General features: G+C 47.5%; 10 protein-coding genes. 4 read left to right on the top strand and 6 right to left on the bottom strand.

What is annotated here, in order from left to right:
- Positions 1–183: 183 nt before the first annotated feature.
- The gene (locus tag OP864_RS09195) at positions 184–2,595 is read right to left on the bottom strand and encodes a thiamine pyrophosphate-dependent enzyme (protein ID WP_270097909.1); all 2,412 of its coding nucleotides are present in this window, start codon (positions 2,593–2,595) and stop codon (positions 184–186) included.
- Between the two features lie 390 nt (positions 2,596–2,985).
- On the opposite strand from OP864_RS09195, the gene OP864_RS09200 reads away from it, so the two are divergent.
- On the top strand, positions 2,986–3,399 hold the full coding sequence (locus OP864_RS09200) for a DUF1573 domain-containing protein (protein WP_270097910.1): 414 nt from the start codon (positions 2,986–2,988) through the stop codon (positions 3,397–3,399).
- 313 nt (positions 3,400–3,712) lie between these two features.
- Here OP864_RS09200 and OP864_RS09205 read toward each other — a convergent pair whose 3' ends face one another.
- A complete protein-coding gene (locus OP864_RS09205) occupies positions 3,713–4,057 on the bottom strand; it encodes a hypothetical protein (RefSeq protein WP_015692660.1) in 345 nt (114 codons plus the stop codon).
- A 285-nt stretch (positions 4,058–4,342) separates the two neighbouring features.
- Between OP864_RS09205 and OP864_RS09210 the strand changes: the two genes are divergently transcribed.
- Positions 4,343–5,776 (top strand): glucosaminidase domain-containing protein, encoded by a 1,434-nt coding sequence (locus OP864_RS09210; protein ID WP_270097911.1) that lies wholly within the window; start codon positions 4,343–4,345, stop codon positions 5,774–5,776.
- A 270-nt stretch (positions 5,777–6,046) separates the two neighbouring features.
- Here the strand turns inward: OP864_RS09210 and OP864_RS09215 are convergent, their stop codons facing one another.
- Entirely contained in the window at positions 6,047–6,955 is a 909-nt protein-coding gene (locus tag OP864_RS09215; protein ID WP_270097912.1) for a DUF3137 domain-containing protein, read from the bottom strand.
- 81 nt (positions 6,956–7,036) lie between these two features.
- Here OP864_RS09215 and OP864_RS09220 point away from each other — a divergent pair, with 81 nt between their 5' ends.
- Positions 7,037–8,254 carry an NRAMP family divalent metal transporter gene (locus OP864_RS09220; RefSeq protein WP_270097913.1) on the top strand — a complete coding sequence of 406 codons (1,218 nt, stop codon included), beginning with the start codon at positions 7,037–7,039 and terminating at the stop codon, positions 8,252–8,254.
- On the opposite strand, the gene OP864_RS09225 is transcribed toward OP864_RS09220, so the two are convergent.
- Positions 8,186–8,512 carry a hypothetical protein gene (locus OP864_RS09225; protein WP_270097915.1) on the bottom strand — a complete coding sequence of 109 codons (327 nt, stop codon included), beginning with the start codon at positions 8,510–8,512 and terminating at the stop codon, positions 8,186–8,188. The two genes, OP864_RS09220 and OP864_RS09225, sit on opposite strands and share 69 nt — an antisense overlap.
- A 171-nt stretch (positions 8,513–8,683) precedes the next feature.
- Positions 8,684–9,367 carry a hypothetical protein gene (locus tag OP864_RS09230; protein ID WP_270097916.1) on the bottom strand — a complete coding sequence of 228 codons (684 nt, stop codon included), beginning with the start codon at positions 9,365–9,367 and terminating at the stop codon, positions 8,684–8,686.
- 384 nt (positions 9,368–9,751) lie between these two features.
- Between OP864_RS09230 and OP864_RS09235 the strand changes: the two genes are divergently transcribed.
- A complete protein-coding gene (locus tag OP864_RS09235) occupies positions 9,752–10,696 on the top strand; it encodes a CIS tube protein (protein ID WP_270097917.1) in 945 nt (314 codons plus the stop codon).
- Here the strand turns inward: OP864_RS09235 and OP864_RS09240 are convergent.
- Entirely contained in the window at positions 10,693–14,196 is a 3,504-nt protein-coding gene (locus OP864_RS09240) for a DUF8818 domain-containing protein (RefSeq protein ID WP_270097918.1), read from the bottom strand. The genes OP864_RS09235 and OP864_RS09240 overlap by 4 nt on opposite strands.
- Positions 14,197–14,244 lie beyond the last annotated feature (48 nt).

The following is a 14,244-nucleotide window of genomic DNA, read 5'->3' on the forward strand; positions in this document are numbered from 1 at the left end:
GCAGTGGCCGAAGGCCAGACCCAAGGCTTTTGAAGCGAAGCGAAAAAGCCTGCAGGGCCGAGCAGACCTGCGAGCTGCGGCACAGCCCGACCCGCCCGCAGGGCGGGGCAGCCCCAAAATAAAAACAGGAAGAACGACCTATTATCGCTCTTCCTGAATTTGTTTGCCCTAAAGTATTTTATCCTAGTAAATAGGTGGGAAGTCTGTGGGACGAGCCTCGCGCATGAGGGCATAAATTTGCTCTACCACATCATCTGCAGAGGGTTTAATGCTATAATCGGCATCGGAGCCATAGCCTGGACGGACCGCCTTGGCACTAATGGTCAGGGGCTCTGAGTCGAGATGATAATATGCTTTTTGCTCCACCATAAGTTGCTGCAACAAATAAGCAGAAGCGCCGCCGGGAAGGTCTTCGTCTAGAATGACCAGGCGGTTCGTTTTCTTTACCGATTCGGCAACCATATGGTTGATATCGAAAGGCAGTAAGGTTTGGGCATCGATTAACTCTACAGAAATGCCCATTTCTTTGAGCTCCTCTATAGCTTCTTGGGCAATGCGGACCGATGAACCATAGGTAAGCAGCGTAACATCTTGGCCTTCTTCAAGGACCTCAGGAACGCCCAAAGGCAGTTTAAATTCGGCCAAATTGCTCGGCATTTTCTCCTTGAGGCGGTAGCCATTAAGGCATTCGATCATTAGGCAGGGATCATCGCTATCGAGCATTGTATTGTAGAAACCTGCGGCCTGCGTCATATTGCGGGGCGTAAGAATATAGATTCCTCTGAGGCTATTGAGCAAAAGACCAATGGGAGAGCCCGAGTGCCAGATTCCCTCTAGGCGGTGGCCACGAGTACGGATAATAGCGGGGGCTTTTTGCTGGCCATTGGAGCGATATTGCAGGGTGGCCAAATCATCGGAAAGGGCCGAAATAGCATAAATGAGGTAATCGAGATATTGGATTTCGGCTAAGGGGCGAAGGCCGCGCATGGCCATACCGATAGCTTGGCCGATAATGGTCCATTCACGGATTCCCGTATCAAAAACACGGGCTTCTCCATACTTCTCCTGCATATTCATGAAACCTTGGTTCACATCGCCAATTTGGCCCACATCCTCGCCAAAAGCAAAGAATTGAGGATTATTTTGGAGATGCAAATCAAAGCAGGCATTGAGGATTTCATAGCCACTTTTGAGCTCGGCATCCTCGGCATATTGAGCGGGAACGCCAGCTTGCTTGAGGGCTGATTTTGGACCTTCACTATAGAGCTTAGAGGCATAGCGTTCGTTTTGCAGGGCCATTTTTTCCTCCAAAGCCTGAGCTAAGCTATTTTTTGCAGCAGATTGCTCGCCACGCATGAGGCGGAGCGCCTTGCGCATAGCCTGCAACATATCTTTGCGAACGGGATTATAGGCCGAGCCCAAAGCAGTCGCTAGGGCCTCTATTTGGGCTTTTTGGCCAGAAGAAGCGGCGGCTTGGCGCAGCAGTTCTTGGGTCTGCTTAAGTTCTTGCTGAATAGGATCATTAAAGTTGCTCCAAGCCTTTCGAATAGCGGCTTTCACTTCCTTTTTGATCTCCTTGCGAATTGCTTTGAGTTCTTCTTCTGTGGCTACACCCATCTCGATCAACCAAGCCTGTAGTTTCTCGATACCATCCTGCTCTTTTTCCCAATTGAGGCGATTTTCATCCTTATAGCGCTCATGAGAGCCCGAAGTCGAGTGCCCTTGGGGCTGCGTACATTCCTCTACATGGATCAGGCAGGGACTATGGGCCTCACGGCAAAGGGCAATTGCTTCGGCAAAAGCTTGGCGCATACCTAAATAATCCCAGCCCTTTACTTTTACAATGCGAACGCCATTTTGGCCCTCTTCTGTGGGATGGAAGCCCTTGAGCGCCTCAGAAATGCTGCCTTTGGTCGTTTGGTACTCTCTAGGCACCGAAATACCATAGCCATCATCCCAAACAAAAACAGCTAAGGGAAGCTGCTGCACGCCAGCCGCATTTAGGGTTTCCCAAAAAACACCTTCAGAGGTAGAGGCATCGCCAATAGTACAAAAGCTGACCTCATTTCCATTGACCGAGAAATTATTGGCCAAATCGCCAATCTGATCGGCGCATTCCCGATATTTCTTAGAGGCCAAGGCCAAGCCCAAGGCTCTAGCCATTTGGCCGCCAGTAGGCGAAATATCAGCACTAATATTTTTGAGTGTGGTATGATTGAGCCATTCGCCCTGCGCATTAATTAATGGAGAAGCAAAATGCGAGTTCATTTGTCGACCAGCAGAAAAAGGATCATTCTCCGGATCAGCATAGAGCTGCGCATAAAGCTGCTCTACCGTTGCTAAACCCGTCGCTAATACAAAGGTTTGGTCTCGGTAATAACCCGAACGAAAGTCTCCCTGCTGGAAAACTCGGGCCATGGCCAACTGGGCCAGCTCCTTGCCCGCACCAAAAATACCAAATTTAGCCTTACCAGACAGCACTTCGCGGCGGCCGTTAAGGCTGGCTTCGCGGCTCATGCAAGCCAGTCGGAAATCTTGCAAGGCCTCTTGCAGAAACTCCTTACTAGGGGGTGTTTTCAAATGAACTTCACTCATATATAGTTGTCTATTTAATATGCTAAAATCAAGCAGCTAAAGCCAGCAGTTTTGCCGCATTTTTTTGCTCGTTTTGTGACATCCTAAAGCCTTGAATAGCTAGGCAATAGGACCGCTGTGTTAAGATGTTGTTTGGGCCTTAAAATACAAAAAAAAGGAGGCAGGCAGCTATTCCCCCCAGTTTTTCGCTTATACAAACAAGAAGTTTAATAATGAGTTTACAAAAAAAAAGGCTTTGGCACGGCAGTTGGAACCCCTAGAAATCAATGGCTATTCTACTTTTCTAAATCATTAACTAAACTTTTAGTTAGTCAGATTTCTAGAATTGCCAAAAAAAGCCTACTATTGTATTGAACATTCTGCTCATCTTAAATTAAAATCGAGAATTATATGAAAACCTTATTCGCTTGTCTCGCCTTTGTTGCTCTATTTGCCAGTAGCTCTTTTGCACAAAACATTGATTTCGAGACCAAAGAAGTTAATTATGGCAGCATCGAGAAAGGGGCTAATGGTGTCCGCCTATTCAAATTTACTAACTCTGGCGATGCGCCCTTGATTATTAGCAAAGCCAAAGGAAGCTGCGGCTGTACGGTGCCTACCTATCCCAAAGAGCCCATCATGCCCGGCGAAAGCGCAGAGATTAAGGTCAAGTATGACACGAACCGCCAAGGTGCCTTTACCAAATATGTAACCTTGACGACCAACGCCAAAAATGAAAGCACGACTCGCCTAAAAATTTATGGTGAAGTGAAGCAACAAGCTGCTCCCACTCCCAAGAGCAAAGAAAATATGTTCAACCGCTAGTCACTAGCCGAATATATAATGAAGAAAGCCGCTATCTCTGATAGGGGCTTTTTTTATGCCTTTATGTATTGATTTTGGGGCCCGCGGCCGGCTAGGCTCCGCCTAGGTCGGCCGCCGCTATGCTGCGCCGCTCGCAGGTCTGCTCGGCCCTGCGTCGCTTCGCTCCTGGGTCTGGCGCTTCGCGCCACGGCTGCGCAGCGCTGGGCCGTTTTGGCCCTGCGGGCCAAGAGGAGGAGCCCCCCAAATAGACAAAAAAATGCGCTATACATACCATATAGCGCATTTTTGTTGTTACTTATTTATACTAAATGCCTTATCTACTTAAAGGTGCATTACTAATCGCTAGAGTTTCGCCAGAAGCTTTTACTTTTATTTTGGCCTGGCTAATCTTGAGCTGCTCATTGGGTGCAAATTCATCTACTGGAATATTCCAGCTCTTGACCTCAATAGAACCCGCATACTCCCCACTAGCATCAAAAATATCAATCTGGGCAGAAACAAGCTCCAATTGATCATTTAAGGCTTGCTTACTCCCTTTGTCTACCGCCTCAATGGTTTTTTGAGTCGGATTGATCTTAAATTCAAGTTGTTCTGCAGTTTGGGCTTGTAGTGCCAGCTGGACTACAAAAAAGAAAAAGATAATTTGGATGTACTGCATAATCGAAAAGTTTTATAGTGTGCCCCCCATTGGGCAAAGCTTATACCAAATTTAACAAAAAAATTTGAAGCGGAAAATCCCCTTTACCAAAGCTAAGTGACTAAAATTAAACTAACTATATTTTTAAGAAGCAGCAAAAAAATGCTACTTTTACGAGGTCCAGACAGAAAAATCAACTACCTCAAACCGCAAGATCGCACTCACTCTTTAGTGATTGACCTACTCTCTAACGCTAGAAAGTAGCCTAATCGTTTATAAATTAGGCCCTTTCTCAAAGTTTTGCATATGATTTTCAGACCCTTATTACTTGGTTTAGGCTTGCTTTGTGCTGCCCCACAACTCTCTGCCGCAGAGAGTAGTGACCCTCCTTTTTGCCTAGAGCAACAAGAGGAGGAAAACTTGAAAGCCCAAGCCTATATCCGCAGCTATTTAGCTATTGCCATTGAGGAAATGAACCGCAGTGGTATTCCTGCTAGTATTACTTTGGCCCAAGGGATGCTGGAATCAAATTATGGCCGCAGCGAACTCGCTCGCCAAGCCAATAACCACTTTGGAATCAAATGCGGTAAAGATTGGTCGGGCATTACTTATTATAAAAATACGCAAGAACAAACAGCCTACGGTACCCAAAGAACCGAAATGGCCTGTTTCCGTGCCTACGAATCTGTTGAGGACTCTTATAAGGACCACACTAACTTTCTCTATTCTCGCAAACCATATCGAACGCTTTTTGCCGCCAGAAATATGGATTACCGCTTTTGGGCCAAGGGCCTAAAAGAAGCCAATTATGCCACAGATGTCAATTATGCCAATAAGCTAATTGATGTGATTGAGAAATTTGATTTAGCTAAATATGATAGAGTTTCTACACAGTACCAATTGCCCTCTAATACAGATCTAAACGCTTATCGTGCGGATCCTAACCTCGATATGGGGGAAGACCTCTCTACGGTCCGAAATCGTGTAGAACGCCTAGAAAATAGCTTGCAACAAGCTTTGGCTCATCAAATAGAACTACAGGTCCAACTAAAAGAAATGAATCGCCAAATTGGCCAAATGGCTAAGCGCGACGACCGCCTAAATGGTAAAATTAACTATGTAGGTGCCGCCCTAGAGGAGCAAAAAGAGGTGATTGAGGAATTGCAAATCGAACTGAATACGGTGAGCAGTATCCAACGCCAAATGCTTACCCTAGACCCCTTCCGCGATTATTTTGATCCCGAAACAGGTCTGAAAAAACAGTTGGTGATTTTCCCGACCCAACATCATAACCAAAAAGGAATTTTCTACAAAAATAGCCGCCGAGCAACTACCTTGCGCGAAGGCATGACCCTAGAGGATATTGCTCAAGAACATCAATTAGAGCTCAAGAGCCTGCGCCGCTATAATGACCTCTCTATGGGAGAGGAAGATAACTTGCCCCCCAATTGCTATATTTATCTAGAAGCAAAGGGCAATATGGTAGAAGATGAGAAAGGACCTCATAAAGTAAATGAGGGCGAAAGTATGTATACCATTTCTCAGCTTTATGGCATTAAGTTGTCTAAATTGTATAAGCGAAACCGCCTAGAAGAAGGAGAAGAACCCGCCGTGAATGAGTTTATTTTCCTTAATGAAACCTGCGATAATAAACCCGCTCTCCGTGGAGCTAATCCTTACCAAGTTGGCGAAAACCAACCTAATGTAGACCTCTTCGGTGGGGGAGGTGCCAAAAAATAATTGGCCCAATAACTCAAAAAAAAAAGCGCCTTTCTTCTTTAAGAAAGGCGCTTTTTTGCTCCATCTAGGCGGCAAAGCCGCCAAATGAAAAGAGGCGAAGCCTACCGCTTTGCAGGCTTTAGCCTGCATCGGCTGAGGGATGGAAAGTGGGGCGGCGAAGCCGCAGACCAAGGGGCTGAAGCGAAGCGAAAGCCCCGCAGGGCCGAGCAGACCTGCGAGCCACGACAGAGCCCGACCCGAGCGCAGCGAGTGGGCAGCCCCAAACTAAAATTAGTGCCGCAAATCAAAATCTTCTACCAATTGGGTGAAGACAAATAGCTCTTCATAATAGGCCGAAATTAGCTCAAAATCGACATTGGTGCTAAACAGATGCGCATCGAGTAGTTCATAGGGCTCGGCCACGGCCAAATAAAAATGACTGCCCATAAAAGAGGCATAAATCTCTTGGCCAGAACGCTCATGATAGCTATTGAGGGTGTTGAGCAACTCGGGCGTCAAAATATCCTCATACTTCATTTTTCGATCAATATAGACCAGGAAATCCTCATCAAAACGAGGGTTGCCCGTATCCTTGAGCTCATAGCCGCCATAACGGGTGAGCCGCTTGAAGGTCCGAATGAATTTTTGGGCCTGCACTCTCGGAATAATGACCATCTGCCCCTCTGCCCGAAAGTTGAATTTGGTGTGAAAAAAGACCCCATTGAGCCAGGTCTCTAAACGGTCCGTCACATCTGAAGTATGCATGACCTTGAGCTCGCACATCTCAAAATAAACTTCCCCAATTTTGCCCATAATATAATCCTCGCCGCTATAAATATGAGGATTGAAGGGGAAGATATGCGCCCGATTAAAACTATCCTTGGGTATAAAATCCTTATGATAGTAGCGCAAACGAGGGTCTATAAATTGCAAAATAGATTGCACCACCAAGGGCTTAAAACGGGCCTTGAAACGCTCTATCCAACGCAGAAAAAAGTTGTAAATAAACCAATAGGGCAAAATGAGCAGGAAAATAATGGGGAAGAGCTCAAAGGCCAAAACCGCCAGGACTAAGCCCAAAGCGATCAATATAGCCAGCCCAATGCTAATGATAAGGGCCCAACGCTGCCGCTCAAATGCTTGCAAATCAGCATGCAGATGATTGTTGTAGTAGCGGCGAAATTCTTTGAGGTCTTGCATTGGTCTAGCGAGTAAAAGGCTTGCCCGAATCAGTCAAAAATAAGTATCTTCCCCTTTTATTTTGATATTCCGCGCTATTTTATGCAAAATCTATCCAAAGCTTGGGGGCGGCTGGGCCCCGGTTTACTCTTTGCCGCTGCAGCCATCGGCGTTTCGCATTTGGTCCTTTCTACTCAAGCTGGGGGGCAATATGGCTTTGGGCTGCTTTGGCTGCTCTTTCTGGCCAATTTGGCCAAGTATCCCTTCTTTGAATTTGCCCTGCGCTATGCCCAAAAAACAGGAAAAACCCTTTTGCAAGGCTACCAAGAGCTGGGCCAATGGGTGCTTTTGCTTTTTATTGGCCTAACCCTAGGGACCATGTTTAGCGTGCAAGCAGCGGTCAGTTTTGTCTCTGCCGCCTTGGCAGGCCCCATTTTTGGCCTCAATCAACCGCTTTATATGTCGGCGGGCCTCTTGCTTTTTGCCGCAGCCGTTCTTTTGTTGGGCCGATATAAACTGCTAGACCAATTGATGAAGTATATGGTCTTTTCGCTCTCTATGCTAACGCTTTTGGCCCTGATTCGCCTGCTTTTTCGACCTTTGCCCGAGATAGATTATACCCCGTTTTTCTCTCTAGAAGCAGGCCATTTGGCCTTTATTATTGCTTTTGTGGGCTGGATGCCCGCCCCCCTAGATCTGTCGGTCTGGCAGTCTATCTGGACCCTAGAAAAGAAGAAAAATCAAGCCGATTTTGGCTGGAAAGAGGCCCAGTTTGATTTCCAATTAGGCTATGGAGTGAGTGTGTTTTTAGCCATCTGTTTTATGGCTTTGGGCGCCATTTTGCTGGGCGGTAGCGATTTTCCCCAAAAGGCGGTCGCCTTTGCCCAACAATTGCTCAAGGTTTATGAGGCCGCGCTGGGCCCTTGGGCCGCCCTTTGGGTCAGCTGGGCCGCCTTTATTTGCATGTTTAGCACCCTAATTACCTGCCTAGATGCCCTGAGCCGAACCATGGCCCAAGCGATGAATTTGGCCTTCCCAAAGCAGCCTTTTTGGCATCGGCAGGGGCTCTGGATAGGCATTTTGATTGGAGGCGCTTTGCTCATCATTTTTGCCTTTTTGCAGGCTATGGGCCAGCTCATTTTTATTGCCACGGCCCTTTCTTTTCTCAGTACCCCATTTTTTGCCTGGGCCAATAGCCGCCTTGCTTTCAGCCTGCCAAAAACAGAGGCGCCCAGCCTCAAAATGCGCTATTTAGCCTACTTCGCTGGGGGCTTCCTCCTGCTTTTCTGTGGCCTCTATTTGTTCTCTTTGCTGCGCTAAAATGGGCAGCAACTCGGTCCAAAATTTTTGCAAATTTTCCGAAAGATCTATCTCTTCAGACAAGCCAACTTGGGCCAAAATATCAAGCAAAGACTGAATGCGGGCCTCGGTGGTGTAAAATTTATTCATCACAATTTGCCGCTGCTGCTTAACCAGGCAATAGCCCGACTGAAACTGGCCCTTTTCATAGCGAATCCGATAATCCGCCGCCTTGAGCAGCTCTTCCAATTTTTTTAAGGTGGTTTTGTTGTATTTCACGATTCTGTTTTTCTAATGATTTTTTTTAGGGGCCTCCTGCCTTCGGCAGGCGCTACGTTCTGGGGCTCGCTATTCGCTCGGCCCTTCGTCGCTTTGCTCCTCGGTCTGGCCCTTTGGGCCACCCCGCCACATCGCTAGGCCGGCTCGACAAAGCTGCGGCCAAGGCCGCAGTTAGCTGGCGGGGGGAGCAGGGTAGAGGACCTCAAATTTAGCTTCTAATTGAGGGAGTTCGGCTTTCATTTTGGCCTCCGCTGCTTCTAGGTCTAGGCCACGGAGCTGGCTGCTATCGCCTTCTTCCAAAATTTGGATAAAGCCCTGGGCGTAGCGATTGACATCATCTACTGGCCCACGGTCATTAAAGCGCTCCATCATGAAGATGGCCGAATTGAGGGCGGCATGTAAATAATAATGGGCCTTGGCCATATCGGGCTGGAATCCCTGGCCCTGGCCGGCAGGCAATTGGGCAAAACGGCTAGGGTCTGTTTTATGCAGCAGCATAAGACGAGTGAAAGCCAAGGGATTGAGGTAATTTTCGGCCACTTTTTCCATAATAGCAAGTCCTTGCTCAAAAGAATCTTGCTGAAAATATTTTTGGCCCAAAAAATAAAGGGCAAAACTGGCCTCTAGCTCCTGAATGCCCGGCCGCTCTAAACGGTTTTTAATGCCTGGAATATCCGTTTCGTCTAGTTCTTGGCAAAGCAAAAGCAGATCGGGGTTTTGCTCTAGGGGCAACTGCAAATGATTCTGCTGATTATCTAGTAATTCGGCTACCGTATAGCTTTTGGCCAATTGGTCCGAGCAACTAAAAAGGCCTAAAGAAAAGAAGGCGAGAAGAAAAAAAGCATAATGATTCATAGATAAAGGTTTTGGCAAAAAAACGCAATTTTAGGTCCAGAAGGCGGGCGCAGCCCGCCTGGCCACAACAAGCCCTTTAGGGCGCAGTTCGACGACCGAAGGGAGTAACCGATGTGGAGCAGTGCCGTAAAGCGGCAGACCAAGGCGGGCGCAGCCCGCCTGGCCTAGCGATGTGCAGCAGTGGCCGCAGGCCAGACCCAGCAAAAAACTTGTTTTTTTGCGCAGGGCCGAGCGAAGAGCGAGCTGCGAAACGTAGCGCAGCAAGGCGAAGCCGCAGCGGAGGCCCCAAAATAAGAAAAGAAAAAAACATACGTACAAAGTTGCTTTTGTGGATGTGTAGTTATATCTTTAGTATAAACAATTTTATATTTAAAGACCAGCTATATGCAGCGACCATTTCCGGCGGGGACCGCCATGAGCAAGCTTTGCATAAAGGCCTACGCTTTGGCCGATTATGATGAGAGCAGTTATATTGGGCAAATTTATTTGTCGATCAACCCATCTAGTTTTGATATTTCTTATAAGGTAAAGAGCACGGAAGAGCTTTCTACGGCTGCTTCTTCGGCAGATGGGAAGGCGCAGGCGGCCAAGGAAGTTCTAGGGAATAGTCCGGAGTATATGATTCCGGAGATTAAGTTTTCGAATATTTTGGTAGATGCTACGGGCGCCTATCATCAGGGGAGTCAGCAGGACAAGGCGCTTTTGCAGAACAAGGACAACAAGCCATCGGTGGCGCCTTATATTAAGGCCTTAAAAGCGTTGATTTATGATTATCATGACTGGGCCAATGGGCCGGCCTACTTAAAATTGGAGTGGGGGGAGATTTTGCCCAGCAATGATTCTCGGAAGGATGCCAGTGCGCACACCTTTAACTGCATTATTTCCTCGATGGACATCAACTACTCTTTATTTTCCTTTGAGGGCTTGCCCATTCGGGCGGAGTTGAGTTTATCATTTTTGGGGCGTTCGCCATTTCGGCAGCAGCAAAACTGGCAGCAGTCGGCGGTGCGGCAAGAATTGGTTAAATATGAGTACCACGACATTCAGCAGGGGGATAATTTGGGGAAGATTTCGATGCGTTATTTTGGGAGTTTGGCGCTTTATTTATTGTTGGCGCAGTATAATGGTTTGAGTAGTTTGTATGAGTTGCCGGTGGGGCGGCGTTTGCTTATTCCGCCCAAGCGGGTTTTATTAAACTGGGCCAAATCGAGGCGACAAAAGCGGCGGTTGGGGCGCAAGCTACGCAAAACGGCCAGAGATGCGGCCAAGGAGCGTTTGCGTCGGGAGATGGCGGCGGCTATGCGTCGGGTCAATCGGCGGATACTTTAGAAAATAGCTCGGAGTTGCATTCTACCGAGGTGGACCATTTTGGCTTCGCCAGTTTTTCGGCCTTCATAGCTAATAGAGAGTTGTAAAAACTTGCTTAGGGCTTGTTGGAGTTCTAGGGTCCATAAAAAATTACTTCCCGTTTGCAGGCCTTCCGTCAGGGCAAATTGGCTAGGGCTATTTTCTTGGCCCTCATATTGGAGCTCGACCCAACTGAGTTTCAGGCGGATGTTTCTGCGTTTTCCTTTGCTGCTAAACCATTTGCCTTCTAGGCCCAGCTCTTGGAGCTGGGCCTTTTCTATGCCTAGGCGGTTCTCGCTATCTTTTTGGCGATAATAGAGGCTCAGGCGGAGGTCGCTGCCTCTTAGGTAGCTTAGTTTGGGGCTAACTTCCCAGGAGTCGAGTAAATAATTGCGTTGGCTATAAAAATCGGAGCGGTTTTCATTTTGGGCCAGCTGGGCGGCTGTTTCTAGGCGGATAAAAGGCTTGATTTGCCACCAGCTCGAAAAGCTATAGCTGGTTTTTCGTTGGCTATCGAAGCCAAGGTTTAGGAAGCGTTTGCTTCGGCTATCGCTTTGTTGTAAAATGAGGCGAAACTTGCGTCCTCTTCGGTCCCAATAGAGGGCATTACTCATATTGGAAGAGATAGAAAGCAGGCTACTATCGGCAATATCGAGTTCAAAGGGATTGAAGGCGGCCAGTTCTTCTTGGGCCAGGGTTTTGCGTTCCATCTTATAAATAGATCGGCTAGAGATTTTTTTGAGCCAGCTTTTTGGGCCTGTTTTGGCCGCCCGCCAAAGGCGGGCGGGGTCAATATCTATACTTTGGTTAAAGGCCAATTGGTTGGCGCGGACAAACTCGCCAGTGAGTACCCTTAGCTGAATAAAATTAGCCTGATCTTGAAAGGGGGCTTGTTCAAATTCATCTTGTTCTTGGATGCTGTTTTCATTGCGATCAATCCAGATATGGGTGCCTTGTCCTTGGTCCACCTCCAAATAATTGTAGGCATATTTTTGCTCTTGGCCAGCCCCTAATTCATAAATCGTTTGCCATTTAATCAGGCCTTTTTTCCATTGGGCATCATAGGCAATGCGGCCCAAGTAGGTATTTTTAGGGTCTTGGCTGCTCAGGCTGCTGTCTAAGACCATCAACTGTCGATAATTGAGGTTGAAGCTGAGGTTTTGCTTGGGCCCTATCTGCCAATGTCCCTGTAGTTGGGCCTCCTTGGCCAAGGTCACATCGACTAGGGTTTCCCCCAAAGGCAGGCGGTCTAGCCGCTGACTAGCCGAGAGCTTCAGCGAAAACTGCTCTGTAGTAGGCAGCTCCGCACTAAATCGATAGAGCTGATACTGAAAGCTATTGGTCGCTAGGCTATCGCCATTAACCCGTTGTTGTTTGTTTTCTTCTTCATAGTAAGCCGAAATGCGCAGGCCTTTTTGGAAGCGGTAGGCCAACTGCAGGCGAGGCCGCCAAAACTGGCTATTGGATTGAGAAAGGTAACTGCCTTGGCCAGTTAGCTCCCAGCCCTTATGCTGAAGCTGCAGATTGGCGCTTTGTTGCCAGTTTTGGCTGCTATCTCTAAGCAGGCCACTTAGTTTATAGCTAATATTTCCTAGTCCCTGCTGTTGGGCATTTAGGCCCAGCCAAAAGAGTTGTTCTTGGCTACTGCTGCTATCTAGTCCCCAATCTCGACTAAATTCCCGATTCCGATAGGGCTCTATCGTTTTAAAGTTAGTGCTGAGCTGTTCATAATGGGCGTTGATGCCTAAGCTCCTGCGGAGAGTGTCCACTCGCTGACTATCCACCTTTAACCGATAACCCAAACTCAATTCTTGCTGATAGCTTATCCGCAAAGCCAAACCCTGATTATCTTCATTGTCTATATTAGAAAAGCGGTTGAGGTCCTCTTGGCTAATCGCTAGATTGGCCATTAATTGCCCCGTTTCTCCAATATTATAATAGCTACTAATTTCCGATAGCTGCTTTTTCTCTGGCGCCTTGAGTAGCCTTAGGGGCGCATATTGCCCGCGGCTCTGTCCCGTGATGGGATCAGGAGCAGTCCAAATATATACGCTGCCATTAATTTGCCCCTCTTCCCGAATATAATCGCCGCCCTGGCTTACTGCCCGAAAACTAACCGAATAGAAATTGCTATCACTAGCGTTGCTGCTAGCATAAACCAAAACCGAATCATAGCTGATCCCATGGACAACTGTATCTATGAGCTGGTAAGCCACCAAGCCCGATAATCCATCTGCTTCATTAATGCTTTGACCGCCCCATATTTGGGCCGTTTGATCCCCCGCTCGACTTAGGCTGGCTTGGGCCGAATCACTTAGGGGATTGGTCGGTTGGTTTTTGGCATCTTGTTCTTGATAGTGAAAAAAGCGCAACCCCCACTTTTTGTCTTCATAATGGCCATTAATGGCGGCAATACTGCGGAGATACTCTAGGTCCGAATAGCTAAACTCGACCTGTATGCGCTTGTCTTTTGTGATGAGGACTTTATTGGTAAATTGGATCTCGCCCAAATTATAATCAATCGTATAATCTCTATCAGAGCCCCTTTCTAGTTGCTGCCCATCAATAAATACGCGCTCACTACCTGCCAGAATAATCAGTAATTGCTCGCCATCATTGCCCTCTAAACGATAGGGCCCTTGGTTGCCCTCTTGGCCCATAAAACTATTGCGGGCAAAGGTTCCTCTAGAAATGGCAAAGCTGCCTTGTCCCCCCCATTTTGCCCCCGATTTCAGTTGGCCCGAACTCCCAATTTGGCCCCCCTGCAAGCGCTTGAAATGATTGAGGAAGTAGCTGTTTTTTGGCCGTTCCAAATCATAATCCCCAGCCAAAAGGTAATGCTCATCTACCTTGAACTTAATGAATACCCGATCAAAATCTTGCAGCTCTTGGCTATTGCCCTCAGCTTGGACCGGAATGTTGTTATCCGATAAAGCACCCGTAATCTCTACGCCCCCAACTTCTCCCGCCAATTGTAGATTGAAGCTAGAATTAAGGATGAGGTCTTGCTGATTCCCCAAGGAAATCCCTCTGGCAAAGCTGCCATTATAATCCAAGCCCTTCAAATCGCCTTCTTTGCCGCCCTGCCGCTGTACCTGATAACCATAGGATTGGCCCAAAACGATATCTTCTCCCAACTGCATTTTAGGCTGCAACAATCGCCGATCTTTTCGCTCCCGCCTGCGGTGAATGGGCAAGGGCAAGCGCTTATAGCTCAAACAGAGACTGTCTTGCTGCAATAAGGCTCCCTTGGGGAAAAAATAACTGCCCTGCAGCCGATATAAACTATCCGCCAAAGGCTGCCCCCGCCAATGCAAACTGCCCGGCAAGACCCATAAACTATCAAGCAGTATACTATCCGCCAAGACATAACAATCCGACTGCCGCAACTGCTGCTGTTGCAAACTGTCTAGCTGGGGCAATGTCTGGGCCCCAAGCTGCCCAAAAAAGAAAAGACCGCAAAATAAAAGCAGTAAGCGCAAAAGTATGGAGTTTTGGTGTTCTTTAAGATAACGCTAAACTACTGCTTT

Origin of the sequence: Saprospira grandis (assembly GCF_027594745.1) — a bacterium.
GTDB classification, from domain to species: Bacteria; Bacteroidota; Bacteroidia; order Chitinophagales; family Saprospiraceae; genus Saprospira; species Saprospira grandis.